We start from the raw sequence: 25,326 nt of genomic DNA, 5'->3' as shown, positions 1-25,326 counted from the left end.
GAGCCGGCAAATCGTGACAGCGCGTACACCGATCGATCGCTTTTCCGGCTCATGCCGGCACGATCTCTATATTGGGATGGTCTGCGAAGACCTGCATCACGACGTCGAAGTAAGTGGTGCCCAAGCCGCTTTCCAGCGCGGCCAGTTGATCGACGATGGGAGAGCCGTTGAACATCGTTCTCGTCTTCAGCCGTTCGCGCAGGAAGGCGCAGGTCGCCTCGCGGCCCAGCGCGGCGCGCGTCGCGGCGATGTCCTTCCAGACGAAGCGGACAGGCTCGCGCCCTGCGATGGCGCCGTAGCCGCCGTAGAGCACGTCGTTCAGGGCATCGAGGCTTTCGGCCAGCGCCCACGATTCTCCGTCCATGAGCAGCCGGTTCATCTGCGCATAGAACGAGGCGATGTCGGTCATGGTGCTGCCGTCGATCTCGAACTGCCTGGGCGCCATCGTGCCGCCGTCATCCCGGTTTCGCGGCGGCTCCGGCGTCAATTCGCCCTCCTTTGCGAGAGGAAGAAGCGCATCATTTCCCGCGATGCGTTCGGCCCCAGCGGATCGGTGTAGGATGCGGAGGCGCTGCCGCCCGACCATTCATGGCCGCTTCCGTGAATGGTCCAGTCCTCGAGCAGCGTGTTCCCGCTCGACGAGCGATAGACCTTGCGCGTGAAATCCCGGCCCTTGTCGGATTTTCCATAATACGTGCGCGAAATCAGCGGGCCGGGCTGCGAGCGTTCCAGGGTGTTGAGGAAACCCGCTGCATTGGACGGATGGACGACGCGGTCCTCGTCGCCGTGGAAGACGATGGTGGGCAGGGGGCGGGTCGCCCTGCCGGTGAATCCGGCCCGCCTGTCCCCGCGCATGGCGGCGAGCGCCGAGGGCAAGGTCCGGATCGTGCCGCGTGCGACCCCGGAATGGACGCCCACCGCGATGAACAGGTCCGGATAGGCCGCCCCGACGATCGCGGCGGCCGAGCCGCCCGCCGAAATGCCCGCGATGAAGACCCGTTCCGAATTGCCCGCGGCAATCGCGAGGACATGGCGGGTCAGGGCCGCGATCAGCGCCGGCTCTCCTTCGCCGCGCGCCTGGTTCCTTGGACGGTGCCAGTTCCAGCACCGCGCCAGGTTCGCCCGCTGCGACTGCTGCGGATAGAGCACGAGGCAACCCAGTTCGTCGGCCAGTTCGTTCATGCCGGTGCCGGTCGCGAAGTCGGATGCGGTCTGCGAACAACCGTGCAGCATGACGACGAGGGGGCGGTTCCGGCGCTTCGGGCCGCGCGGCGTATATAGCCGGAAGTGAATCGCGCCGTGCCGGCAATCGAACTCGTGCGCGCCGAAAGTTCCGGGCGCCGGACGCGGCTGCCGGGCCGCTGCGGGCTTTGCCTGCTTGCGCCGGGGTGCCTTCGGCAACCTGGTTCTGGGCGCCGCCGTCGGCTTGAGCCCGTCCTGCATGGCGATCAGCGCCGACATCGGGCGGCCCTTGCGGACGAGGCGTGCTGCCTTGGAGAGTGTCTTGAACAGGTCGGCCATCACGCCTTGGTGAATCTTCGTTGCTTGCACGCAAGCGCCAGAAGCGACGAACATCGCAGAGCCGGCGCCAACTGTCACCCTCCGGCGAATGGCGCCCGCTCCCCACTCCCCGCGGCCCGCATCATCCGGATGCAGCTTTTTTCCGCCACCCCATCCACAGGTGCAGGCGCGGGGCGATGCGGCCGAGCACCGCCTCCGTAATCGCCGCCAGCCCCAGCGACAGGCCGAACAGCGGCATCGCTGCCGCCAACGCCAGTACCAGCAGGACCAGCGCCCATGAATGATGCAGCGGGGCAAGGCTCTGCGGGGCGCCGAGGCCCCCGCCGGGGCGGCGGCGCCACCACAGGACCGCGCTCGATACGCACAGCAGGACGAGCCCGGCCAGCACCGCGAGGTTGAGCAGCTGATTGGCGAGACCGGCCCAGGCGCCCTCGTGGATCGCCACGCCGTAGCCCACCGCGCGGTCGATCCAGTGGCGGTCGGCGAAGCGCTCCACGCCGACCACGCGGCCGTCGGAGGCGATCTCGGCGCTGTCGCGGCGGGGGCGGTTCTCGGCCTGGCTGCGGACCTGCCACGGGGTGCCGGGCGCTGTCGGCGGGCTGACCTCGACCGGAGCGGCGAAGTGCAGACTTGTGGCCCTCGTGATCACCGCGTTGAGGGCGGCGGGCGGCGGGGCCATGTGCGCCATCGAGCCCATAGTCATTTGGCCGTGATGCTCGGCATGTTCGGATATCATCGCGCGCATCGCGGCGTCTTCGCGGGCGCGGCGGGCGCTTTCGGTGGTGGAGCCGGCGGACCAATCCTGCCGTCCCGACGCTGTGCCGGTCACCACGCGGACCTGCCGGAAATAGTCGCCCCATGCATTCGCCCATGGCAGGCCGGAGACGATCAGGAACAGGGCGCCCAGCGATATCCAAAGGCCCGTCACGGCATGGATATCGCGCCAGAACAGCGCGCGGCCCCGGCGCAGGCGCGGGTAGAGCAGGCCAGCCAGCCTCGCCCCGCCGCGCGGCCACCACAGGAACAGGCCGGTCAGCAGCATCACCAGCGTCCAGCACGCGGCCGTCTCGACCAGCGCGGAGCCCAGGTTCCCGGCCAGCAATTCGCCGTGGAGGCGAAAGACGACCCGCATGAGGCGGTCCTCCTCGGGCACCTGATGAAGCACCGCGCCGGTCTGGGGATCGACCCAGACGCGCACGTCTCCGGCGCCCCTGCCGACGAGGATTTGCACCGCATCACGCGGGCTTTCGGGCAGGACGTACTTGTGCAGCACCGAACCCGGCACCGCCGCGACGGCGCTGGCGGCGATCGCCTCGGGCGCCAGCGACGGTCCGGAGGCGACATTGCGGTAAGGTGCGTAGATCACGGCTTCGATCTGCGGCTTGAACAAGTAGAGGCCGCCCGTCACCGAAAGCCAGAGCACGAAAGGCAGGCAGAACAGCCCCGCGTAGAAATGCCAGCGCCAGACCGCACGATACCAGCGTTCGGTGCGCGGCCCGGCAGGGATCGTCGCGGTGCTCACAGCGTCCATCCCGCTTCGAGGAGGAAGCTGCGCTGCGGGTAGGGGTGGTAGACCCAGGCCCTGTCGTTGGTGATGTTGTCGATGCCGGCGCTGACCCGAAGCTGCTGCGTCACGTCCCAGCTGACGCGGGCGTCGAGCGCGAACAGCTCGGACGTATAGCCGTAGGTATCGCCGCGCTGGAGGCCGAACAGGTCGGTGTTGGGGCGGCTGGCATAGCGCACGCCGATGGAGACGAGCACCGGCTCGGCCACCCGGTAGCGCAGGTTGCCGTTGAGGCGCCAGCGCGGGATGCGGGGGAACTGCACGCCCTCGGCCGCCCTGGCGGCGTCGTTGCGCAGGGTGACGGAATCGATCCAGGCGGCGTTGGCGTCGATGTCGAGTCCGGGGATGAGGACGTCGCGGGCTTCGGCGATCAGTTCGAAGCCGTACTGGCGAGTGACGTCGACGTTCTTGAAGTTCGAGGTGCTCACCCCGTTCTGGTTGAAGCCGTAGAACGCGAAGATCGTGTCCTTCACCCGCTGCCAGAACGCCGAGCCGGTCAGCTTCACATGGCCGAAGTCGTGCGCCACGAGGAGGTTCGCGTCGGTCGAGCGCTCGGGCCTCAGGTTCGGATCGAAGCTGTCTTCGTTGAAGGTGCCGTCGCCGTTCAGGCTGCCCTGGAACAGTTCGCCCACGGTGGGGAAGCGCACTGCTTTCGCGAGGCTCAGCTGGACGCGGGTGTCGGGATCGGCGGCCCATTCCAGCGATGCCTTGGGCTGGAAGCCGGAGGCGTGGCGGCTGGCGTAGCGGTTGGCGACAACGGAGCCTGTGAGGCCGCCGTCGAAGGCGCGCCAGTCCTCGTAGCGCGCGCCGAGGGTGAGCGTCACGGGATCGAAGGGCACGCGCACTTCGCCCCAGGCGGCGAGGTTGCGGGTCTTGCCGAAGGTGCGGGTGGAGAACGCCTTGCCCGCATCGCTGCGCCAGTTGGCCAAAGTGTAGTTGGTGAGGTCGGTCTTGTAGAGGTTGGCGCTGCCGCCGCCCGAGAGTTCGACGCCGCCGAAGTGCGCGGTGGCCGAGAGTTCTCCGGTCCACCAGTAGGTCGGCCCCTGCCGGGCAAGGCGGCCCGCGCCGTCGCTGGCGCCGTTGGTCCAGCTGCTGGAGGTGAAGCCGTCCGAGCGCAGGATCTGGTACGTCGAGATGTTCGCTTGCACCTCCACCGCATCGGACAGCGGCGCGGCCAGCTTGAGGCCCGCCAGCAGTTCGTCCCGTACGGTGCGGGACCAGTTGGCGCCGCTGGCGGTGTATGTCTTGCCGCCGCTTGAGACGAGGCCGTCGCATACCGCGTTGCCATTTGCATCGCGCAAGTAGCAGTCGGGGGCGGTCTGGCTGTCGAGGTTGTGCCAGTAGGCCAGCAGGAACTCGCCGGTCACGCCCGATGCGCCGTCGTAGCCGAGGCGCAGCTTGGCCTGATCCTGCGTGGTTTCGGCCGGGCTCTGCGCGGCGAAGATCGGGTTGGTGCTGGTGCCGGGCGACCCGGCGACGGCCTGCTTCGGATCGAGCATCGCGCCGGTCACTGCGGTCACGGCGGCGGTGCCGGTGGAGGGCGTCAGGCCGTAGAACATCTGCGGATGGCCGGTGTTGCGGAAATGGCGGCCCGAGATGCGCACGGACCACGGGCCTTCTTTCTGCCGAAAACCGAACCCGGCCTCGGCGGAATAGCCGTAGTACGTGTCGTGGGTGCCGTACTGGTCGTAGGGCTGGGCCATGGCCTGCATGGTGGCGAAGGCCTCGGTCTTTTCGGGCGAGCGGGTGGTGATGTTGACCACGCCGCCCATCGCATTGCCCGCATAGCGTGCCGAGTAAGGGCCATAGACGACGTCGAACTGCTCGACCTCGCCGGGGCCGACGACGCCCCACTTGGGCGCATAGGCGAAGGAGTTGCCGAGGAAGTTGGACACGGTGAAGCCGTCCACCATCACCACCGTCCGGGCGCTCTGGGTGGAATGGGTGCCGCGAAAGCCCGGTACGCCATTGGAGTCTCCGGCATAGCGGGTGCGCACGAAGAAGTCGGGCGCGTACTTCATGAGGTCTTCGACGTTGCGGGCGTTGACGCCCTCGAACTGTTCGTCGCCGAGACTGACCGACAACCCGCGCGCGTCGAGGCTGATGTCGCGATCACGCTGGCCGACGACGAGGATGGTGGATTCGTCCGCCTCTTCGGCGAAGGCATGGACGGGAAACAGGGCAAGCGGAGCCGCGCCGAGCGCGAGCAATCTACGGAGCATGGAAAATTCACCTGAACGGCCCGCACTGGAGGCGGGCGAGTAGCTGTAGGCCGCGAAACGGCCGGGCTTTTACGGGTTCAGATGAAGCGCGGCGGCGCCTGACTGGGCGGCCTGATCCGGGCGCCGGTCGCAGGCAGTGCGAGGTCGCGGCGCAGGATCGCGGCGACGAAGACGAAAGCCAGCGCCGCCAGCACCAGCGGCGCGAAGTCGGCGCCGGTCAGTGCCGCGCTCAGCGGGGCGAAGGCGCACGGGTGGTCGGCGGTGGTGGCGCCATTGTCCGGATGGGCGCCCTTGACGGGAATCTCCACGGTCATCGTCGTGCCCGAACAGAGCATGACGACTGTGCCGGTCTCGGACGCGGTGGGCATGTAGCCGGTGGGGACCAGCGCCTTGAGGCACAGCGCGGCGGCCAGCAGCAATGCCGCAAGCGCCGGACGGTGCCGGAAGAAGTGCCTGATGGTGCCCACGGGCGGGTTCTTAGCGGGTCGGAAGGAGGAAGGGAAGAAGTCCTGGGGCCATTGCCCCAGACCCCCATACTGTCGTCGCTGCGCGTGCAGCCACCTCAGCTCCTCATGGCGCCGCAGGCTATTTGTCTTCCGGCTCGAAGTGGGCGCGAAACGCGGCCGCGCGCATATCCTCGACAGTAAAGGGGTCTGGGGCGCCAAAGTGTTCGGGGGCCCCAGGACTTCCTCTTAGTTCCAACCGATGACCGATTTCACTTCCAGATATTCGTGGAACCCGAACTCGCCCCACTCGCGCCCGTTGCCCGAGCGCTTGTAGCCGCCGAACGGCGCGTGGAAGTCGAAGCCGCCGTTCACCCAGATCGCCCCCGTGCGCATCCGGCGCGAGACGGCGCGGCAGGTGTCCAGATCCTCGCCCGAGACGTAGCCGCCGAGGCCGAAGTTCGAATCGTTGGCGATCCGCACCGCGTCGTCGATGTCGTCGTAGGGGATGATCACCAGCACCGGGCCGAAGATTTCCTCGCGCGCGATCACCATGTCGTTGGTGCCGACGAACACGGTCGGTTTCACGTACCAGCCCTTGTCCAGACCCTCGGGTCGGCCGAGCCCCCCGGCGATCAGTTCGGCGCCTTCTTCCAGGCCCTTCTCGATGTACTGCTGGATGATGTTGTACTGGGACTTGGAGACGACCGGCCCCATTGCCACGTCGCTCTGCGGGTCGCCCACGGTGACGCCGTTCGCGGCCTCGGCGGCGGCGCGTTTCACATCGTCGAGGCGGGAGGCGGGGACCAGCAGGCGCGAACCGGCCGAGCAGGTCTGGCCGGAATTGCCCATCATGCCCGCCGTCGCGCCCGCGACGTTCGCCGCGAGAGAGGCATCGTCGAGCACGATCCACGCGCTCTTGCCGCCGAGTTCGAGGCCGACGCGCTTGACGGTGTCGGCGGCGTCCTTCTGGATCTGCACGCCCACGGGTTCCGAGCCGGTGAAGGAGATCATGTCGACGTCCTCATGCCGGGTCAGCGCCGCGCCGATCACCGAGCCCTGGCCCTGGATCATGTTGAACACGCCTGCCGGGACGCCCGCCTTGTCGAGGATCTCGGCGAGGATCTGCGCGGAATAGGGCGCGAGTTGCGGGGGCTTTAGGATCATCGTGCAGCCTGCCGCCAGCGCCGGGAAGATCTTCACGCAGGTCTGGTTCATCGGCCAGTTCCACGGCGTGATGAGGCCGCAGACGCCGATCGGTTCCTTGCGGATCAGGGTGACGCCGCGCTGTTCCTCGAACTTGAACTCCTTCAGCACCTCGATCGCGGTGCCGAGGTGGCCTTTGCCGAGCAGGGTGTGAAAGCCGTTGGCGAGGCCCTTGGGCGCGCCCATCTCGACCATGATCGCTTCGCCGAGTTCAGCTTCGCGGCGGACGTATTCGGCCTGGATCGATTCGAGGAGGTCGAGGCGATCCTTGACGCTGCTCTCGCCATAGGTGGCGAAGGCGCGGCGGGCGGCGGCGACGGCGAGGTCCACGTCGGCGGGGGAGCCCAGCGAAATTTCGCCGGAGACTTCCTCGGTGGCCGGGTTGATGACTTCGGCGGTTTTCGGGGTGACGGGGCTGGTCCAGCGGCCGTCGATGTAGAACTGCGTGTAGCTGCGCATGATGCTCTCTCCCATCCTCCCCGCGGGCGGGGAGGGGGACCGCCGCGCAGCGGGGGTGGAGGGGCACCATCGGATTACGAGACGTCACGTAAGCCGCGCGTGCCCCTCCACCATGCTTCGCATGGTCCCCCTCCCCCGCAGGGGGAGGATCTTGGTTGTTACTGCGTGCCTTCGGCGTACCAGGTGCGGAATTCCGAATAGTTCGGCATTTCCTCCGAGTTCGCCGCCGGGTCGATCGGGACGTGGATCACGGTGCAGCCGCCGCGTGCATAGGCCCGCTCGATGGCGGGGCCGATGTCGGCGGCCTTCTCGACATATTCGCCCGCCGCGCCGAAGCCCTCGGCGATCTTGTCGAAGCGGACCTTGTCGGACCAGTGGACGCCGGTTTCCTTGGTGCCGTGGCCGAAGGTGCGCTTGTAGACGCCCACTTCGAGCCCCCACTGGAAATCGACGCCGACGACGATTACCAGCGGCAGGTTCTTGCGCACTGCCACCTCCAGCTCACCGACGTGGAACAGGAACGAGCTGTCCGAAGTCAGCAGCATGCCGGGGCGCACCTTGCCGGTGGCGGCCTGGTCGGCGAGCATGGCGCCGGTGGCGTAAGGCAGGCCGGTGCCGATGTGGCCATAGTTCTGGTTCCAGATCACGTCATGCGGCTTGGCCTGCGAGTAGGTCCACTGGAAGATCACCGTGGCGCCGCCGTCGCGGATCAGGATGCCGTCCTTGGGGAAGGCCTTGGTCGCTTCGGTGACGAACTGGCTGGTGTGCATCTTGGCGGTGGAGCCATCGGACTTGGAGCCCGCGTCCTCGGCCAGTTCCTCCAGCTGCTGCGCATCGCGCTGGATATATTCGGAGAGCGAGGGCGAAGCGCTGCGGCCCCCGAGCGCCTTCAGGGCGCGCGAAAGCTGCGGCACAACGGCGCGCACGTCGCCGACCAGCGGCACGTCGATCGGACGGTTCACGCCGATCGCGGTGGGGTCCTGCTGGACGTAGATCCACTTGCGGTTGGCCTCGTTGTCGACCCAGTGGCGCCAGCGGCCGTAGTGGCTCGGCTCGCCCAGTTCGGTGGCGAGCGCCACGCAGCAGTCGCTTTCGACCACCGCGTCGATCGAGGCTTCGGAGAAACCGTAAGGAAAAGTGCGGTCCTCAAGCCCTTCGATGAACGAGGTGCCGCCCGAGGTCTGGATCACCGGGCACTGCATCAGTTCGGCCAGTTCGCGCACCGCCGCGCCCGACTTCGAGGTGTGGACGCCGTGGCCGACGAGCAGCACCGGGTTCTTGGCGTTCTTGATGATCTCGGCCGCTTCGGCGATCCGGTCGCCGTCGGCGCCCTGGTCGGTCAGGCGATAGCGGTGCGGCGGCAGCACCGGCGGCAGGTCGAGTTCTTCCAGGATGATGTGCGCGGGGAACTCGATGTAGGCTGGGCCGGGGGTGCCCGACAGGGCGACGCGGATCGCCTCGCGGACGATCTCGTCGGTCTGGTCGGCATATTCGATGGAACTGGAGAACTTCACCGAATCCTCGATCATCGGCTCCTGCCGCACGAACTGGATGCGGCCCCGGCGCACGCGGCGCTCGGTGATGCGGGCGCGCTGGCCGCCCATGATGATGATCGGATCGTTCTCCACCTTGGCGCACTGGATCGCCGGCATCAGGTTGGCCATGCCCGGCCCGAGCGTGCCGATGCACAGCGCCGGCTTGCCGGTGATACGCGCGGCGGCAGCGGCCATGTGGCCTGCGGACGCCTCGTGGTGCGGCGACACGACGGTCCAGCCGCGCGTTTCCGCTTCGAGGAAGAGGTGAACGAAGTTGGGATCGGGAATGCCGAACAGGGTGCGGATTCCCTCGGCCTCGAACAGGTCGAGGATGCGCTTGAAGACGGGCGTGCCCTTCTTCTTCGCACCGGCCGGAGCCTCGGGGGCGAGCGTGTCAGCCGCAGGCTGGTCGTCGTACATCGTGAGTGCCTTTCTTCTCGATCCGCAGGTCGCGCTCTGAGGCGCTTTGAACAGGTGGTTAGCGTAAGGTTCCTAATGCTGTCAGGTGAAATCAACAGGGGTGTTCACTGCGACTCGCCTGCTATCGCCGGGGCGACGCTCGAAGTGACTTTTGTGAGCAGTTCGGAGTTGTCCTGACCGAGCGTAGGAGCGGGGCCGCGCACTTTGCCGGGGGTCTTCGAGAACCACGTCGGCACGCCGGGGAAGCGGACGGGGCCTTGCTCGGTCTCGACTTCCTCGAAAAAGCCGATGGCATTGAGGTGTTCGTTGTCGAACAGTTCGTCGGTCGATTGCAGGCGGGCGCAGGGGATGTGCAGCGCCTGCAGGGTATCGAGCCATTCCTGTGTGGTGCGGGTAAGGAACGTCTCGCCGAGCAGGCCGTAGACGCGGCCGATCTGCTTCGCGCGCTGGGCGAGGGTGGCGAATTCCTCGCTGGCCCAGGGCGGATTCACGGCGGCGACGAAAGCGTTCCAGTGCTTGTCGTTGTAGATGAGTGCGGCGACGTGGCCGTCCTTCGTTTTATACGGCCGCCGGTTGGGCTCGACTGCGCGGTGGTAGTGCGCAGGCGTCGTCGGCGGGGCAAACATCGCGCCGTTGGCATGCTCGACCAGCATGAACGAGGACATCGCCTCGAACATCGTGACTTCGACTTCCTGCCCCTCGCCCGTCCGTTCGCGGTGAAACAGCGCCATCATCGTCGCGTAGAGCGCGTGGAGGCCCGCCACTTTGTCGGCCATGATCGTGGCGACATAGCCGGGCTCGCCGTTCATCAGCCCCTGCACATGGGGGATGCCGCACTCGGCCTGAATGGTGTCGTCGTAGGCGGGCTTGTCGGCCTCGGGCCCCCGGCGCGAATAACCGTAGCAGTTGGTGTAGACGATGTCGGGCCGGATCGCGCGGACCGACTCGTAATCGAAGCCGAGCCTGGCGATCGCCTTGCCGCGCATCGAGTGGATGAAGACGTCGGCGGTGGCGATCAGGCGGCGCAGCGATTCGCGGTCTTCCTCTTGCCGAAGGTCGAGCATGACCCCGCGCTTGCCCCGGTTCACGTTGACATAGATGCCGCCCATGCCGGGTACGGGGCCGGTGGTGATCCAGCGGGTATTGTCGCCCTCGGGCGGCTCCACCTTGATCACTTCGGCGCCCATGTCGGCCATGATCTGCGTGGCGTAGGGTCCGAACACCACGCTGGTCAGGTCGATCACCCTGAGCCCCGCCAGAGGGCCGTTAGGTGCCGTTATGGTATCGTTGAGTGCCATTGTGTCGATCTCCCGCGAGACTTGTATATCTATACGCATTACCGTTCAACGTACGCATATCGGAACAATCAGTTGTCTCGGCGGCGCGGCGCTGCTAGCCTTCTCGCAACGGTAAAATGGGCAAGAGGGCCGGAAAAGCGTGGATTTCTCCCTGAATCAGGACCAGCAGGACATTCGCGAAGCGGTCCTGAAGCACTGCTCGCAGTTCCCGGACGAGTACTGGCTCGAAAAGGATCGCTCTGGCGAATTCCCCTTCGAGTTCCACAAGTCGATGGCCGAGGCCGGCTGGCTCGGCGTCGCCATGCCCGAGGCGGTCGGCGGCGCGGGCCTCGGCATCACCGAGGCGGCGGTGATGATGCAGGCGGTGGCGGAAAGCGGTGGCGGGATGACGGCGGCCTCGGCGATTCACGGGCCGGTGTTCGGGCTTGAGCCGGTCACCCTGTTCGGCACCGAAGAACAGCAAAAGCGCATGATTCCGCCGATCCTGTCGGGCGAGGAGAAGATGTGCTTCGCGGTGACCGAGCCCAACACCGGCCTCGACACCACCAGCCTCAAGACCCGCGCCGAGAAGGTGCCGGGCGGCTACAAGGTCAATGGCGAGAAGATCTGGATCACCAACGCTCACGTCGCCGACCGCATGCTCCTCATCGCCCGCACCACGCCGCTGGAAGAGGTCAAAAAGAAGACCGAGGGGCTGACGCTATTCTATTGCAGGATAGACAGAAAATCGGTCGAGCACCGCCTGATCCCGAAGATGGGGCGGCATGCGGTGGGCTCGAACATGCTGTTCATCACCGACCTCTTCATTCCCGAGGAGGACCGCATCGGCGCGGAAGGGCAGGGGTTCAAGATCCTCCTGCAGGGACTCAATCCCGAGCGCGTCCTGCTGGGCGCCGAGGCCACCGGGCTGGGGCGCGTGGCGATAAAGAAGGCGTCCAAATATGCGCAGGAGCGCGTGGTTTTCGGCCGTCCGATCGGCCAGAATCAGGGCATCCAGCACCCGCTCGCCAAGGCCTGGATGCAGGTGGAAGCCGCCAGCCTCATGGTGTTCAAGGCCGCGACCCTGTTCGACAAGGGCCTCGAATGCGGGACCGAGGCGAACGCCGCCAAATACCTCGCCGCCGAGGCCGGTTACGAGGCGTGCCAGACGGCGGTGATGTCGATGGGCGGCATGGGCTACGCGCAGGAATACCACGTCGAGCGCTACCTGCGGGAAGTCATGATCCCGCGCATCGCTCCGGTGAGCCCACACCAGATCATGAACTACATCGCCGAGAGGGTTTTGGAACTGCCGAGAAGCTATTGAGCGTTACCGTCGTCGTCTCGGACTTGATCCGGGACCGGTGGCTGTCTTTAGATAAGGTCCCATCGGCAAGGCGCCCCGGCGCAAGCAAGGCTGGCCCCGGCCAGCGGTCCCGGCCTTCGCCGGGATGACGAATTTGGAGAGACGATGACTTTGGTTCACGCGCCCGCCACCGCCCGTTCCTGGCTGTTCGCGCCGGGCGACAGCGAAAAGAAGATGACCAAGGCGATGGAAGGCGAGGCCGACATCGTCCTGATCGACCTTGAAGACGCCGTCGCCCCTGACGCCAAGGCCGCCGCGCGTCCGCTGGTGCATGACTTCATCAAGGCCAACCCCGAGCAGCGCGCGCGCCTGTGGGTGCGGATCAACCCCTTCGACGGGCCGCACACGCTGGCGGACCTAGCGGCGGTGATGCCCGCGCATCCCGGCGGCATCATGCTGCCCAAGGTCTACGGCCGGGCGGACGTGGAGAAGCTGGACCACTGCCTCTCAGCGCTGGAAGTGGCGAACGGGATCGAGGAAGGCTCCACCCCCGTCATCGTCCTCATCACCGAGACGGCCGAGGCGATGTTCCACACCGGCAGCTACAAGGGCGCCCCGCGCGTGGTGGCGCTGACCTGGGGCGCGGAGGACCTCGCGGACTCGATCGGCGCCTCGTCCAACCGCAACGATGATGGTTCCTATTCCTTCACCTACGAACTGGCGCGCAGCCTGACGGTGCTTGGTGCGGCGACGGCCGGGGTCACCGCGATCGAGACGATCAGCGCCGACTTCCGCGACCTCGAAGCCCTGAAAGCCCGCGCCGAGAAGGTCCGCCGCGACGGCTTCCGGGGCATGATGGCGATCCACCCGGCGCAAGTGCCCGTCATCAACGCGGCCTTCACCCCCACCGAGGCCGAGATCGCCGAGGCGCAGGAGATCGTCGATGTCTTCGCCGCCAACCCCGGCGTCGGCGCGATCGGCTGGAAGGGGGGCATGCTCGACCGGCCCTATCTTGCGCGGGCCGAAAGGCTGCTGCGACAGGCAGGTAAGCCGTGAGCGCGCCTCGTTGTCCCGGACTTGATCCGGGACCGCTGGCCACGAACAGCCCAGAGCCCAGCAGGGCGTCTTGCCGAGAAGGTCCGGCCAAAGATCGCCACCGGTCCCGGATCAAGTCCGGGACGACGGCATGATCGACCTCACCCCATACTTGCGCCCCGGCGACCACATCGTCTTCGGGCAGGCTTGCGGCGAGCCGACCACGTTGGTCGAGGCACTGGCCGAACAGGGCGCGCGCATCGGCGATCTCCACGCCTTCATTGCCACCAGCTTCTCCGGGCTGTTCACGCCCGAGACCGCTGCCGCCTTCCGCCTCTCGTCGATGGGCGCGATCGGGGCGCTGCGCGTGATGGCAAAAGCGAACGCGCTCGACGTCATTCCGGTCCACGTCAGCCAGGTCGCGCCGCTCATCACCGCAGGCGTGATGCGCTGCGACGTGGCGATGATCCAGGTCAGCCCTGCCAATGCGGCGGGCGAGCACTCCTGCGGCCTCATTTCCGACTACGTGCGCGCCGCCGTGGACAAGGCCCGCGTGGTCATCGCCGAGGTCAACGAGCAGGTGCCCTTCGTTCCCGGCGAGACGATCCCGGCCAGCGCGATCGACGTGGCAGTGCCGGTCTCGCGCATGCCGGTCGAGGTCATGCCCGCAAAGATCAGTCCGACTGATGAGGCGATCGCGCGGCTCTGTGCGGAATTCATCGGCGACGGTTCGGTGATTCAAACCGGCGTGGGCGCGGTGCCCGATGCGATCCTGCGGCTGCTGCATGACCGGCGCGACCTCGGCGTCCATTCGGGGATGCTGGGTAACGGCCTCGTCGATCTGGCCGAGGCGGGGGTGCTGACCAATGCGCGCAAGGAGATCGACCGGGGCGTCTCGATCAACGGCGCGCTGATCGGCACGCGGCGGCTCTACGACTGGGCGCAAGGGAATCCGGCGATCCGCATGACGCCGACCAGTTACACCCACGATGCGGGGGTGCTGGGGCAGCTCTCTCGCCTCGTCACCATCAATTCGGCGCTGGAAGTCGATCTCACCGGGCAGGTCAATGCCGAGCAGTCCGGTGCGGCCTACATGGGAGGCACTGGCGGGCAGGTGGACTTCGTGCGGGCGGGCGCGCGCTCGCCGGGCGGTGCTTCGCTGATGGTGCTGGCGGCCACGGCAAAAGGCGGAACGATCAGCAAGATCGTGCCCGCGCTGTCCGGTCCCGTCACCAGTGCGCGCAGCGAGGTAGACGTAGTGGTCACCGAGTTCGGGGCCGCGCAGCTCAAGGGCCAGACCCTCGCCGAGCGCGCGCGTCGGCTGGTCGCAGTGGCGCATCCGGACTTCCGCGAGGGGCTGGAGCGCGAGGCTTTCGAGATCGCCAGAAGGGGTTTCTGACATGCAGGATGCGGTGCTTTTCGATGCGCGCGACGATGGCATCGCGGTCATCACCATCGATCGCTCCGAGCAGCGCAACGCGCTCACCCGGGAAGTTCGCGAGGGTCTGCGCGGCGCCTGGGAGCGCTTCGAGGCCGATGACGCCCTGCGCATCGCGATCCTTACCGGCAGCGGCGACAAGGCGTTCTGCGCCGGGGGCGATCTCAAGGAGATGGTCGAGACCGGTATGGCCGTGCCTCCGCGTGACATGTACGCATTGCCTTACGACACCATCGAACTGTCGAAGCCGACCATCGCCGCAGTGAACGGCGTCGCTTTCGCGGGCGGTTGGATGATCGCGCAGGCCTGCGACTTGTGCGTGGCCTCCACCGCTGCGAAGTTCGCGATTACCGAGGTCAAGGTCGGGCGCGGCAGTCCATGGGCGGCCCCGCTGATCCACATGATTCCGCAGCGCATTTTTATGGAGATCGTGCTGACCGGCAAGCCGATCAGCGCCCAGCGCGCTTACGAGATCGGCCTCGTCAACCGTCTTGCCGAGCCCGGCGCGGTGCTGGATGCCGCACTGGATCTTGCGCGCGAAGTGCTGGAAGGCGCGCCCCTCTCGGTGAAGGCTGCGCGTGAGACGGTGATGCTCTCGACCGAGATGGGTCGCAGCGCGGCACTGGCGGCGGCGCGGGCGGCGCATGAGCATGCCTACAACTCGCACGACGCGCAGGAAGGGCCGCGCGCCTTTGCGGAAAAGCGCAAGCCCGTTTGGCAGGGGCGCTAGCTCAGGCCGTCTATCGCTGCCCAGCGGGCGATCCGCGCGGTTCGGGCGCGGCGCCGCGTCATTCCGCCCAGTGCGATGACGGGAACCCGCGCCCGTGCGGACAGCAGTTTCAGCCCCACCGCGCCGAGTGTTTGTGCGCCGGGATGCGAAGCGGTTGGAAAGACCGGGGAAACCAGCAGCGCGTCTGCTCCGGTCCGATGCGCGATGGCCAGCTCACGCAGCGAATGGACGGTCGCCAAGCGTAGCATGCCTTGCTTGCGGCCCAGCCTTTCGGGCGAGGCATAAACCCCATCCGCCCGCCAGCGACGGGCCAGCGCAATATCTCCCGCCAGCACCGTGCGATGCCCGTATCGGCGCGCCAGCCTGAGCAGTGCGTCGAACCGCGTCTGCCGCGCCTCGGGCGAAAGATGATAGTGCCGGAACACCAGCCCGGACCCGCGCGGGAGCCGCGCCAGTGCATGCTCCAGCCGCGCATCGTTGCGGGCATCGCTGATAAGCCAGAGCTTGGGAAGGGACGGCTGGCGGTTCTTCACGAGGACGCTATAGCAGCGCGCCATGGATCAGCTACAAGACATCCGCGCCCGCATCGCCAGGTCCGCCGAGATCGCCGGACGCAAGCCCGAGGCGATCGAACTCATCGCCATCTCCAAGACCCACGACGCCGAGGCGATCGAGCCGCTGCTCGCTGCCGGCCAGCGCGTCTTCGGGGAAAACCGCGTGCAGGAAGCCGAGGCGAAGTGGCCAGCCCTGCGCACGGCCTATCCCGAGGTTAAGCTGCACCTTGTCGGCCAGCTTCAGTCGAACAAGGCGGAGGATGCCGTCGCGCTGTTCGACTGCATCCATTCCGTCGATCGCCCCTCGCTGGTCGCGGCGCTGGGCAAGGCGATGGAAAAGGCGGCCCGCAAGGTCCCGTGCTTCATCCAGGTCAACATCGGTGCGGAGGACCAGAAGGGCGGTTGCGCCATCGCCGATGTCCCCGCGCTCCTCGCTTCGGCGCGGGAAGCGGGCATTCCCGTCGTCGGCCTGATGTGCGTCCCCCCCGCCGGGATCGAGGCGGCGCCGTTCTTCGCGCTGCTGGCAAAGATCGCGGCCGACAATAACGCCGATGGGGGGCTCGACCAGCTCTCGATGGGCATGAGCGATGATTTCGAGACCGCCGTGCTGCTCGGCGCTACACAAGTGCGCGTCGGCAGCGCACTGTTCGGCAAGCGCGCGTGACAATGGAGCGCACCGAAAAGCAGAAGATGCTGGCGGGCGAGCCCTACCGAGCATCCTGCCCCGAAATCGTTGCCGACCAGCGCGCGGCAGCCGAATGGATGGCCGCGTACAACCGCACCATCGACCTTGCCGACCGCGATGCACTGCTGCGCGAACGCTTCGCCGCAGTGGGCAAAGGGGCGACCATCCGGCCGCCGTTCCATTGCGACTATGGCTACAATATCAGCCTGGGGCGCGGGGTGTTCCTGAACTTCAACTGCGTCATTCTCGACGTGGTGGAGGTGACCATCGGCGACGGAACGCAGATCGGCTCGGGCGTGCAAATCCTGACGGCGGACCACCCACGCGATCCGGTCGAACGGGCGAGCGGCCTCGAATGGGGCGTGCCCATCCGCATCGGACGCAATGTCTGGATCGGCGCCGGGGCGCTCATCATGCCGGGCGTTACGATCGGAGATGACGCGATTGTCGGTGCAGGGAGCGTAGTGACGCGCGACGTGCCGGTTGGGGCTACGGTCGTGGGAAGTCCGGCCAAAGCCAGAAGGTGAGAGAGACGCAGGGGTTTACCACCCCTGCACCCCGTATACCGTCGAGGTCGCGCGCGTAGCTTCGTTACGCACTTAGGATGCGTCGGAAGACCAAATAGCCTGCGGCGCAATATGTGCCTCACGCCGCTACACGCACGGCGACGACAGTAACGGGGTCTGGGGCGATGGCCCCAGATTCCCCTTTCTTCTTCTTACTTCGGCGTATCCAGCTCGTTGCCGGTCAGCGTCACGATATGCAGCAGGTTGGTGGAGCCCGGCACGCCGAACGGCACGCCAGCCAGCGCCACCAGCCGCGATCCGGCCGCGCCGAAGCCGTGGCGCAGGGCCATGCGCTTGCCTTTGGCGATCATCTCCTCGAAGCTGCCGATGTCGCGGGTGACGACGGCGTGTGCGCCCCACAGCAGTGCGATGCGGCGTGCGGTGGGCTGCGAGGGCGTGAGCACCAGCATCGGCGCGGCGGGGCGTTCGCGGGCCACGCGGCGGGCGGAGCCGCCCGAGCCGGTGAACACCACGATGCCTTCGATCGTCAGGGTATCGGCGATCTGCGCGCAGGCTTCCGACAGGGCGTCGGCGCTGGTCGCGTCGGGCGGGGTACGGGTGAGGTGGATGCGTTCGCGATAGGTCGTGTCGCTTTCGACCTTGGCGGCGATGCGGTCCATGATGGTCACCGCCTCGACCGGCCACTGGCCCGCTGCCGTCTCAGCCGAGAGCATGACCGCGTCGGCGCCGTCGTAGACCGCGTTCGCGACGTCGGAGACTTCGGCGCGGGTGGGCGAGGGGCTGGTGATCATCGATTCCAGCATCTGCGTGGCGACGACGACCGGCTTGCCCAGCGCGCGGGTCTTTTCGATGATGTGCTTCTGGATCGGCGGCACTTCCTCGGGCAGCAGTTCCACGCCGAGGTCGCCGCGTGCGACCATGATGCCGTCCGACAGCTCGATGATCTCGTCGAGGCTTTCGACGGCTGCGGGCTTTTCGATCTTGGCCATGATCGCGCCCTGGCCGCCCGACAGGCGGCGCGCTTCAGCGACGTCCTCGGGGCGCTGGACGAAGGAGAGACCGATCCAGTCCGCCTTCTGCTCGACCGCGAAAGCGAGGTCGCGGCGATCCTTCTCGGTCAGGGCCGGGATCGGGATCAGGGCATCGGGAATATTGACGCCCTTGCGATCGGAGATCGGGCCGCCGACTTCGGCGCTGCACAGTATCGCGTCCGGTTCGGCGCGGATGACGACGAGGCGCAGCTTGCCGTCGTCGATCAGCAGGCGCTGGCCCTTCTGGAGGATGCCGAAGAGTTCGGGATGCGGCAGGCAAACGCGTTCGTCGTTGCCCGGGGTCGGGTCACGGTCGAGCGTGAAGTGGGCGCCGTGGCGCAGGAAGGCCTTGCCGCCCTCGAACTGGCCGACGCGCAGCTTGGGGCCTTGCAGGTCGCACAGGATCGCGACGGGGCGCTCCAGGTCCTTCTCGACCGCGCGGATGTTGGCGATCGTCTCGCGGTGGGTGTCGTGGTCGCCGTGGCTCATGTTGACGCGGAAAGCGTCGGCGCCGGCCTTGAGCAGCTTGGCGATCGTCTCCTTGTCGCGGCTTGCCGGGCCCAGCGTTGCGAGGATCTTTACCTTGCGCTGGCGCTTGATGCCGCGATGGTGGGGAGAACGACGATAGGGCCCATTTGCGTTCAGGGCGCCCGAAGGAATGGTGCTGACCAAGTTTACTGCCTCTTCCGGAAACTGGGCCCCATATGGCAAAGGCGTGATGACAAACCAAGGACGATCGGTGCGATTATGAACGGCAAGGATAACATTGATACGATAGATGACGCCGTGGCCGCTGCCGCGTTCCGTCGCCTTGTGCGCCACCTCCAGCAGCGCCACGATGCCGAGAACATCGACCTGATGGGGTTGGCGGGCTTTTGCCGCAATTGCCTGGCCGACTGGATTCGCGATGCGGGGTACGAAGGCGACAAAGCTGCCGCCCGCGCGGTGATCCACGGGATGCCGTTCGACGAATGGAAGGCAAAGCACCAGAGCGAAGCCACGCCGGAACAGATCGCGCGGATGGAAGAGAGCCTGAAGAAGAACGGCGGGATGCATTGACCTTTACGTCGTCCCGGACCTGATCCGGGACCGCTGGCCGTGAACGGCCCACTTGGCTGCGCGCGCTGCGATCTCTCACCTAAAGACAGCCACCGGTCCCGGATCAGGTCCGGGACGACGAGCCTGCCTGTCAGGGCGTCGCCACCTTCATCAGCACGATCCCGCTGAGGATCAGTCCGGCGGCGAGCAGGCGCATGGCGCTCGCCGATTCGCCCATGAACGCGATCCCCGCCGCGAAAGCGCCCACCGCGCCGATGCCGGTCCACACGGCATAAGCCGTGCCCAGTGGCAGGGACCGCATCGCGGCGGCGAGCAGGCCGAAGCTCGCCAGCATCGCGGCCAGAGTCACGACGCTGGGCCACAGGCGCGTGAAGCCCTCCGACTGTTTCATGGAAAACGCCCAGACCACTTCGAGCAGGCCGGCGATGGCGAGAAGAACCCAGGGCATTCGGCAATCTCCTTATGAGGCGATTCCCGGGCCGTCCCGGACTTGAAGCTCCGTCGAAGGAGACGCACGAACGTGGTCGGCGCACTGGCCAGATAGGAAAGTGCGGCTTTGGGGGCAACCCTTTGCGCGTCCTCCACATGATTTCCACAGGGGGGCGCTTTGCCCGAATCCTGTTGTCTCGCTATCAGCGCCGCCAACCGATTCACCAGCATTTACCGGAGCACGTACCCCCATGGCCGAAACCACCGACGATCGCCTGCGCCTGCTGATCGAGCGCGTCGAGCGCCTGGAAGAGGAAAAGAAGGGCATCTCGGACGACATCCGCGACGTCTACAACGAAGCCAAGGCCGTCGGCTACGACGTCAAAATCATGCGTGCCATCGTGCGCCTGCGCAAGATGAAGCCCGACGACCGCCGCGAAATGGACATGCTGCTCGACACCTACAAGTCGGCCCTTGGCATCGACTGATCCTCATTCCTCCCCGAGCCTGCTCGGGGAGGGGGACCGCCCGCGCAGCGGGTGGTGGAGGGGGCGTCAGCTCCCTAGTTGCACCAGCACCATGGCCGCCGCATTGGCGCAGCCGTGCTGGAGCATCGAGGCCGGAAGGCCGATGCGCTGGCGCGTGAAGCCCAGCAGCACGCCTGCCCACAATTGCGGCAACACCATCGGCAGCGCGAGCGCGGATATGGTCGGGTAGTTCATCAGATGGACGCCTGCGAACAGCAGCGCCGCCAGCCAGAACACCGCCGGATAAGCCGCCGCATAAGTGGAAGACGTCGGACGCTTGCGCAGCCACAGCCACCCTCCGACAGCGGCGACCACGAGCGCCAGCAGCGATCCTGCCAACACCAGCGGCTGCAGTGATTTCGCCATGACGGCCAGCCCCGCGAACAGGCCGAAGCACGGCAGCAGCCATAGCGCGCGGGGGCGTCCGGTCTGCCAGCCGCGGAAGATCATCTCCTCCAGCACCGGTGCGATCACGATGGTGATCGGCAGCAGCCAGCCTGCCGGCAGCTTGTCGAAGGCGTCGGGCAGCGGCTGGCCCATCGTCTTCTGGTAGAGCCCGAGCAGCGGCAGGATCACCAGCAGAAGCCCGCCGATGTGCAGCACCGTCAGCAGCGCCAGCCGGGGCCATGCCTCACGCGACCGCAGGCCGATGGGCGCAAGTATGCGCGGCCGGGCGACGAAGCTCGCCAGTTCGCGCAGCAGGGCAGAGGGTACTGAGGAGCTTGTTTCGATCCGGGTCGCCATGCTTCGTTCTATCCCCGATTTCCTTGCCAATTCGTTGTCTTGCCAGCACCGTGAGACGGTGCAACCTTGGCGGTCCAGCGAAGGAGAGCGCGCCGATGATCGTCACCACCACTCCCACCGTCGAAGGCCAGCCAGTCCGTGACTATCTGGGTATCGTCACTGGCGAAGTCATCGTCGGCGCCAACCTCGTGCGCGATCTCTTCGCCGCCGTCACCGACATCGTCGGAGGTCGCTCCGGCAAGTACGAGGAAGTCCTCCAGCGCGCCCGCCGCGAGGCGTTGAAGGAAATGGAAGCGGAGGCGGAGAAGCTGGGCGGCAACGCCGTGGTCGGCGTGGACATAGACTACGAGGTGATCGGATCGCACGGTTCGATGCTGATGGTAAGCTGTTCCGGAACTGCCGTCGTCGTGTAGCAGGCCGACTCCGGTTGCCCTTTGGGGTGCCCCTGTTGTAAGGCCCGCGCCACTTCATTCATCGCAAAGACCCGTGGACTCATGGGCAGGCAACGAGCGGACCGATGGCAGGCCATTCCAAATTCAAGAACATCATGCATCGCAAGGGTGCGCAGGACAAGAAGCGCTCGGCGCAGTTCTCCAAGCTCAGCCGCGAAATTACCGTCGCGGCGAAGATGGGCATGCCCGACCCGGACATGAACCCGCGCCTGCGCGCCGCCGTCAACGCGGCCAAGGCGCAGTCGATGCCCAAGGACAACATCCAGCGCGCGATCGACAAGGCGAGCAAGGGCGACGCCGAGAACTACGAGGAAGTGCGCTACGAGGGCTACGGCCCCAGCGGCATCGCCATCATCGTCGAGGCGCTGACCGACAACCGCAACCGTACTGCTACCAACGTGCGCACCGCCTTCGCCAAGAACGGCGGCAACCTCGGTGCCTCGGGCGCGGTTTCGCACGGCTTCGAACGCCTCGGCCTGATCGAGTACCCCGGCAGCGTGGGTGACGAGGACAAGGTCCTCGAAGCCGCGATCGAAGCGGGCGCCGAAGACGTGCAGAGCGACATGGGCGACGGCGACGAGAACCCTGGCAGCCACCAGATCTGGGTTTCGGTCGATGCGCTCCACGAAGTCGCGCGCGAGCTGGAAAAGACCCTGGGCGAAGCCGAAGGCGTCAAGCTGGCATGGAAGCCCAACCTCACCGTCGATGTCGACGCGGACACCGTCAGCACGCTGATGAAGCTGGTCGACACTCTCGAAGACGACGACGACGTCCAGACCGTCTGGGGCAACTACGAGATCTCGGACGAGGTCATGGAAACGCTCGGCTGATATGCTGGCACTGATCGCCCGCGCCCTGCTTTCGGGCGTTCTCATCGTGGCGATCGCGGAAATCGGCAAGCGCCTGCCTGCTCTGGGTGCGCTTGTCGCTTCGCTGCCGCTGGTCTCAGTACTGGGCATGATCCTGCTGTGGCAGGCGCGCCCGGATGCCGAGAATATGGCGGTTCATGCCGGGGCGACGTTCTGGTACGTGCTCCCCTCGCTGCCGATGTTCCTGCTGATGCCGGTTCTGTTGCGCAATGGTCTGGGGTTCTGGGCCTCGCTGCTGGCCGGGTGCGTGCTGACCGTGGTGCTCTATTCGCTGATGATGCATTTCGGGCCGCGGCTCGGGCTGAAGGTCTGACACCATGATTATCCTCGGCATCGACCCCGGCCTGACCTGCACGGGCTGGGGCGTCGTCGCCAAGAGCGGCAGCCGCCTCAGCCACGTCGCCAATGGCCAGATCCGTACCAACGCCAAGGCCGGAATGGCCGAGCGGCTGGTCGAACTCGACGCCGCGCTGACCGATGTGATCCTCCAGCACCGGCCCGATACCGGCGCGGTGGAGGAAGTCTTCGTCAACGTGAACCCGCAGTCGACGCTCAAGCTGGGGCAGGCGCGGGGTGTCGCGATGCTGTCCGTGGCGCGCGCCGGGATTCCGGTGGCGGAATATTCGACCAAGCTGGTGAAGAAGGCGATCGTCGGCACCGGCGGAGCGGCGAAAGCGCAGATCCAGGCGATGCTGATGGTGCTGCTGCCGGGCGTGAAGCTGGCAGGTGAAGATGCCGCCGATGCTCTGGCGGTGGCGATTACCCATGCGAATATGCTGGGCAGTCACAGGTAAAAGGGAAGTCCTGGGGCCATCGCCCCAGACCCCCAAACTGTCGTCGTCGCGCGCGCAGCAGCGGCGGCCTCACATTGCGCCGCAGGCTTTTAATGTCTCCCGGCTCACCGTCTGACATGACGAAGCGGCGCGCGTGGCCTCGACAGTTCACGGGGTGCAGGGGTGGTAAACCCCAGCCTTCTTCTCTTTTCCTCTGGCGCCCCGAATCCCTTCCTGCCATAGGAACAAACCATGATCGCCAAGCTGACAGGATTGCTCGACGACACCGGCGCCGACTGGGCCATCATCGACGTCAACGGCGTGGGCTACCTCGTCCATTGTTCGGCGCGGACGCTGGACCATCTCGGTATCCGGGGTGATCGCGTCGTCGTCCATACCGAGATGCAGGTTTCGGAAACCGACCAGCGCCTGATCGGCTTCACGTCCGGGGCGGAGCGCAACTGGTTCCGCCTGCTGACGGCGGTGCAGGGTGTCGGCTCGAAGGTAGCGCTGGCGATCCTCTCCGCTCTGACGACCGAGGAACTCCAGCGCGCCTGTGCGGGCGGCGACAGCGCCATGGTGGCGCGCGCGAACGGCGTCGGGCCGAAGCTGGCGAGCCGCATCGTCAACGAACTCAAGGACAAAGCCGGCGGCATGCCCACCGCGCCGGGGGCGTCCGGCATCGCGGCGGTGGCGCCTGCGGGCTCGGCCAGCGCCGATGCGGTCTCGGCCCTGCAGAACCTCGGTTTCAAGCCTGCGGTGGCGGCGACGGCGGTTGGCAAGGCGGTCGAGGAATTGGGTGACGATGCGCCGTTGGGTGATCTCATGCGGGTGGCGTTGAAGAGGGCAGCGGGATGATTAGCCCTGAGATCGTTGCTGCAGCTATTGGTGCTTTGCTCGTTTGGATATTCCAACTGTTTGATAAACTCCGTGATCGTGGGCGGCGAAGGCAATCCACTCTCGTTGCTGTGGCATCAGAAGTACAAGCAATCTGTTTTCTGATCCGAAAGCAGGGATATCTCGAAGCATTTCATGCTCAAGCGAATGCAATACGTGCAGGTCACTGGGATGGTATGAGCTATGTGATTGACATAAGAGGGGAGTATTCGAAAGTTTTTTCGTCAAATGCAACTCACCTTAGTGACTTGCGGCCTGCTCATGTGTCGAAAATTGTAAGTTTCTATACTTTCTGTCAGTCGCTAATCGATAGCACTAGGCCTGATGGCCCAGGAGCAAATACAGAAGATCGTGATGAAAAGGCGCAGCATGTCATTGGAGTAGAGGCTGGACTGACAACTATTCTAATGCTGGGCGATGAGATTGTGCAATTTCCGAAAATCCGTTTGCCAGTGCTTGCACAATGACCGACAACCCCATTCTTTCCCCCAATCGCCAGGTCGAGGACGCCGATGCCGCGCTTCGGCCCAAGACGCTCGCCGAGTTCGTCGGGCAGGCGGCTGCCAAGGACAACCTCCACGTCTTCATCGAAAGCGCCAAGTCGCGGCGCGAGGCGATGGACCATGTGCTGTTCTTCGGGCCTCCGGGCCTTGGCAAGACGACGCTGGCGCAGATCGTTGCGCGTGAACTGGGCGTGGGTTTCCGAGCTACTTCCGGTCCGATCATCGCCAAGGCGGGCGACCTCGCCGCGCTGCTGACCAATCTGGAGCAGGGCGATGTCCTGTTCATCGACGAGATCCACCGTCTCAATCCCGTGGTCGAGGAAGTACTCTATCCGGCGATGGAGGACCGCGCGCTGGACCTCATCATCGGCGAAGGTCCGTCGGCGCGCTCGGTGCGGATCGACCTGCCGCCTTTCACGCTGATCGGCGCGACGACCCGGCAGGGCCTGCTGCAGACGCCGCTGCGGGACCGTTTCGGCATCCCGGTGCGCCTGCAGTTCTACACCGTCGAGGAACTGGAGAAGGTCGTCAGCCGCGGCGCGGGCCTGCTCGGCATCGGCATCGACAAGGGCGGAGCGACCGAGATTGCCCGCCGCGCACGCGGTACTCCGCGTGTCGCGGGGCGCCTTATGCGGCGGGTGCGCGATTTCGCGCATGTGGCGGGATCGGACACCATTACCCGTGCGATCGCCGACGATTCGCTCACCCGGCTGGAAGTGGACGCCATTGGCCTTGATGCGCAGGATCGCCGGTATCTGCGGATGATCGCGGACATCTACAAGGGCGGCCCGGTGGGCGTGGAGACGCTGGCGGCGGGACTGTCCGAACCACGCGACACGATCGAGGAAGTGATCGAGCCGTACCTCATCCAGTTGGGCCTCGTCGCCCGCACGGCACGGGGGCGCTGCCTCAATGATCGGGGCTGGAGCCACCTTGGCATGACGCCTCCTGCGGGGCCGCAGGGCGGATTGTTCGATTCGGAAGGGTAAGTGCGCCAGGCGGCACATTCGCCGCAAAAGCGTCGGTCTGCTTTACAACCCACCGAACCAACAGTCCCGTTTCGGTACACCCTCTGAGTTAGAATGATAAATTAACCCAGTTTCCCGCATCGGGACGGTGA

At 66.3% G+C, this 25,326-nt stretch carries 27 protein-coding genes; 15 read left to right on the top strand and 12 right to left on the bottom strand.

The window, feature by feature from the left end:
• Nucleotides 1-49: 49 nt before the first annotated feature.
• The 8 genes from BES08_RS10715 to BES08_RS10680 form a co-directional block, all read right to left on the bottom strand.
• Complete coding sequence (locus tag BES08_RS10715; protein WP_081799066.1) at nucleotides 50-487, bottom strand: barstar family protein; 438 nt, start codon at nucleotides 485-487, stop codon at nucleotides 50-52.
• Nucleotides 484-1,521 carry an extracellular catalytic domain type 1 short-chain-length polyhydroxyalkanoate depolymerase gene (locus BES08_RS10710; RefSeq protein WP_069708245.1) on the bottom strand — a complete coding sequence of 346 codons (1,038 nt, stop codon included), beginning with the start codon at nucleotides 1,519-1,521 and terminating at the stop codon, nucleotides 484-486. Before BES08_RS10710 ends, BES08_RS10715 begins: the two co-directional genes overlap by 4 nt.
• Before the next feature lie 121 nt (nucleotides 1,522-1,642).
• The gene (locus BES08_RS10705; protein WP_069708244.1) at nucleotides 1,643-3,052 is read right to left on the bottom strand and encodes a PepSY-associated TM helix domain-containing protein; all 1,410 of its coding nucleotides are present in this window, start codon (nucleotides 3,050-3,052) and stop codon (nucleotides 1,643-1,645) included.
• Nucleotides 3,040-5,307, bottom strand: coding sequence for a TonB-dependent receptor (locus BES08_RS10700; protein WP_069708243.1), 2,268 nt, complete (start codon nucleotides 5,305-5,307; stop codon nucleotides 3,040-3,042). Before BES08_RS10700 ends, BES08_RS10705 begins: the two co-directional genes overlap by 13 nt.
• Before the next feature lie 77 nt (nucleotides 5,308-5,384).
• The gene (locus BES08_RS10695) at nucleotides 5,385-5,774 is read right to left on the bottom strand and encodes a hypothetical protein (RefSeq protein WP_008831027.1); all 390 of its coding nucleotides are present in this window, start codon (nucleotides 5,772-5,774) and stop codon (nucleotides 5,385-5,387) included.
• A 225-nt stretch (nucleotides 5,775-5,999) separates the two neighbouring features.
• Nucleotides 6,000-7,415, bottom strand: a complete 1,416-nt coding sequence (locus BES08_RS10690; RefSeq protein ID WP_069709219.1) for an aldehyde dehydrogenase family protein — start codon at nucleotides 7,413-7,415, stop codon at nucleotides 6,000-6,002.
• A 158-nt stretch (nucleotides 7,416-7,573) separates the two neighbouring features.
• The gene (locus BES08_RS10685; protein ID WP_197524358.1) at nucleotides 7,574-9,370 is read right to left on the bottom strand and encodes a thiamine pyrophosphate-binding protein; all 1,797 of its coding nucleotides are present in this window, start codon (nucleotides 9,368-9,370) and stop codon (nucleotides 7,574-7,576) included.
• 104 nt (nucleotides 9,371-9,474) lie between these two features.
• A complete protein-coding gene (locus BES08_RS10680) occupies nucleotides 9,475-10,668 on the bottom strand; it encodes a CaiB/BaiF CoA transferase family protein (RefSeq protein WP_069708242.1) in 1,194 nt (397 codons plus the stop codon).
• Nucleotides 10,669-10,807: 139 nt separating this feature from the next.
• Between BES08_RS10680 and BES08_RS10675 the strand changes: the two genes are divergently transcribed.
• The 4 genes from BES08_RS10675 to BES08_RS10660 all read left to right on the top strand — a co-directional run bounded on the left by BES08_RS10675 (nucleotide 10,808) and on the right by BES08_RS10660 (nucleotide 15,156).
• Nucleotides 10,808-11,974 carry an acyl-CoA dehydrogenase family protein gene (locus BES08_RS10675; RefSeq protein WP_008828008.1) on the top strand — a complete coding sequence of 389 codons (1,167 nt, stop codon included), beginning with the start codon at nucleotides 10,808-10,810 and terminating at the stop codon, nucleotides 11,972-11,974.
• A 144-nt stretch (nucleotides 11,975-12,118) separates the two neighbouring features.
• Nucleotides 12,119-13,009 carry an HpcH/HpaI aldolase/citrate lyase family protein gene (locus BES08_RS10670; protein ID WP_069708241.1) on the top strand — a complete coding sequence of 297 codons (891 nt, stop codon included), beginning with the start codon at nucleotides 12,119-12,121 and terminating at the stop codon, nucleotides 13,007-13,009.
• A 130-nt stretch (nucleotides 13,010-13,139) separates the two neighbouring features.
• Nucleotides 13,140-14,387 carry an acetyl-CoA hydrolase/transferase family protein gene (locus BES08_RS10665; RefSeq protein ID WP_069708240.1) on the top strand — a complete coding sequence of 416 codons (1,248 nt, stop codon included), beginning with the start codon at nucleotides 13,140-13,142 and terminating at the stop codon, nucleotides 14,385-14,387.
• 1 nt (nucleotide 14,388) lies between these two features.
• Nucleotides 14,389-15,156 carry an enoyl-CoA hydratase/isomerase family protein gene (locus BES08_RS10660; protein WP_069708239.1) on the top strand — a complete coding sequence of 256 codons (768 nt, stop codon included), beginning with the start codon at nucleotides 14,389-14,391 and terminating at the stop codon, nucleotides 15,154-15,156.
• On the opposite strand, the gene BES08_RS10655 is transcribed toward BES08_RS10660, so the two are convergent.
• Nucleotides 15,153-15,713 (bottom strand): thiamine phosphate synthase, encoded by a 561-nt coding sequence (locus tag BES08_RS10655; RefSeq protein ID WP_069708238.1) that lies wholly within the window; start codon nucleotides 15,711-15,713, stop codon nucleotides 15,153-15,155. The genes BES08_RS10660 and BES08_RS10655 overlap by 4 nt on opposite strands.
• On the opposite strand from BES08_RS10655, the gene BES08_RS10650 reads away from it, so the two are divergent.
• Together BES08_RS10650 and BES08_RS10645 are read left to right on the top strand one after the other, a co-directional pair.
• Complete coding sequence (locus tag BES08_RS10650; protein ID WP_069708237.1) at nucleotides 15,712-16,374, top strand: YggS family pyridoxal phosphate-dependent enzyme; 663 nt, start codon at nucleotides 15,712-15,714, stop codon at nucleotides 16,372-16,374. The genes BES08_RS10655 and BES08_RS10650 overlap by 2 nt on opposite strands.
• Nucleotides 16,375-16,376: 2 nt before the next feature.
• On the top strand, nucleotides 16,377-16,922 hold the full coding sequence (locus tag BES08_RS10645; RefSeq protein WP_069708236.1) for a sugar O-acetyltransferase: 546 nt from the start codon (nucleotides 16,377-16,379) through the stop codon (nucleotides 16,920-16,922).
• A 191-nt stretch (nucleotides 16,923-17,113) separates the two neighbouring features.
• On the opposite strand, the gene pyk is transcribed toward BES08_RS10645, so the two are convergent.
• The gene (pyk, locus tag BES08_RS10640; protein WP_069709217.1) at nucleotides 17,114-18,598 is read right to left on the bottom strand and encodes a pyruvate kinase; all 1,485 of its coding nucleotides are present in this window, start codon (nucleotides 18,596-18,598) and stop codon (nucleotides 17,114-17,116) included.
• A 102-nt stretch (nucleotides 18,599-18,700) separates the two neighbouring features.
• Between pyk and BES08_RS10635 the strand changes: the two genes are divergently transcribed.
• Complete coding sequence (locus BES08_RS10635) at nucleotides 18,701-19,012, top strand: DUF1244 domain-containing protein (protein ID WP_036526419.1); 312 nt, start codon at nucleotides 18,701-18,703, stop codon at nucleotides 19,010-19,012.
• Nucleotides 19,013-19,142: 130 nt separating this feature from the next.
• On the opposite strand, the gene sugE is transcribed toward BES08_RS10635, so the two are convergent.
• Nucleotides 19,143-19,460 (bottom strand): quaternary ammonium compound efflux SMR transporter SugE, encoded by a 318-nt coding sequence (gene sugE / locus BES08_RS10630; RefSeq protein WP_069708235.1) that lies wholly within the window; start codon nucleotides 19,458-19,460, stop codon nucleotides 19,143-19,145.
• Between the two features lie 232 nt (nucleotides 19,461-19,692).
• Here sugE and BES08_RS10625 point away from each other — a divergent pair, with 232 nt between their 5' ends.
• Nucleotides 19,693-19,929 carry a DUF2312 domain-containing protein gene (locus tag BES08_RS10625; RefSeq protein ID WP_008827998.1) on the top strand — a complete coding sequence of 79 codons (237 nt, stop codon included), beginning with the start codon at nucleotides 19,693-19,695 and terminating at the stop codon, nucleotides 19,927-19,929.
• 66 nt (nucleotides 19,930-19,995) lie between these two features.
• Here the strand turns inward: BES08_RS10625 and BES08_RS10620 are convergent, their stop codons facing one another.
• A complete protein-coding gene (locus BES08_RS10620; RefSeq protein WP_008827997.1) occupies nucleotides 19,996-20,712 on the bottom strand; it encodes a CPBP family glutamic-type intramembrane protease in 717 nt (238 codons plus the stop codon).
• Nucleotides 20,713-20,807: 95 nt separating this feature from the next.
• On the opposite strand from BES08_RS10620, the gene BES08_RS10615 reads away from it, so the two are divergent.
• From BES08_RS10615 to ruvB, 7 genes are all read left to right on the top strand, one after another.
• Entirely contained in the window at nucleotides 20,808-21,125 is a 318-nt protein-coding gene (locus BES08_RS10615; protein ID WP_069708234.1) for a heavy metal-binding domain-containing protein, read from the top strand.
• A 104-nt stretch (nucleotides 21,126-21,229) separates the two neighbouring features.
• Nucleotides 21,230-21,994: a YebC/PmpR family DNA-binding transcriptional regulator gene (locus BES08_RS10610; RefSeq protein WP_008827995.1), complete on the top strand. Its 765-nt coding sequence runs from the start codon at nucleotides 21,230-21,232 to the stop codon at nucleotides 21,992-21,994.
• 1 nt (nucleotide 21,995) lies between these two features.
• A complete protein-coding gene (locus BES08_RS10605) occupies nucleotides 21,996-22,346 on the top strand; it encodes a DUF3147 family protein (protein ID WP_069708233.1) in 351 nt (116 codons plus the stop codon).
• A 4-nt stretch (nucleotides 22,347-22,350) separates the two neighbouring features.
• Nucleotides 22,351-22,827, top strand: a complete 477-nt coding sequence (gene ruvC, locus BES08_RS10600; RefSeq protein ID WP_008827993.1) for a crossover junction endodeoxyribonuclease RuvC — start codon at nucleotides 22,351-22,353, stop codon at nucleotides 22,825-22,827.
• A 231-nt stretch (nucleotides 22,828-23,058) separates the two neighbouring features.
• On the top strand, nucleotides 23,059-23,664 hold the full coding sequence (gene ruvA / locus BES08_RS10595; RefSeq protein WP_069708232.1) for a Holliday junction branch migration protein RuvA: 606 nt from the start codon (nucleotides 23,059-23,061) through the stop codon (nucleotides 23,662-23,664).
• Nucleotides 23,661-24,170, top strand: coding sequence for a hypothetical protein (locus BES08_RS32810; protein WP_156799828.1), 510 nt, complete (start codon nucleotides 23,661-23,663; stop codon nucleotides 24,168-24,170). The genes ruvA and BES08_RS32810 overlap by 4 nt, the downstream gene beginning before the upstream one ends.
• Nucleotides 24,167-25,195: a Holliday junction branch migration DNA helicase RuvB gene (ruvB, locus tag BES08_RS10590; RefSeq protein WP_069708231.1), complete on the top strand. Its 1,029-nt coding sequence runs from the start codon at nucleotides 24,167-24,169 to the stop codon at nucleotides 25,193-25,195. The genes BES08_RS32810 and ruvB overlap by 4 nt, the downstream gene beginning before the upstream one ends.
• Nucleotides 25,196-25,326 lie beyond the last annotated feature (131 nt).

The organism is Novosphingobium resinovorum, from assembly GCF_001742225.1.
Taxonomy (GTDB): Bacteria; Pseudomonadota; Alphaproteobacteria; order Sphingomonadales; family Sphingomonadaceae; genus Novosphingobium; species Novosphingobium resinovorum_A.
Note: the sequence above shows the minus strand (reverse complement) of the source record. Positions and strands in the feature narration are given on the sequence as shown.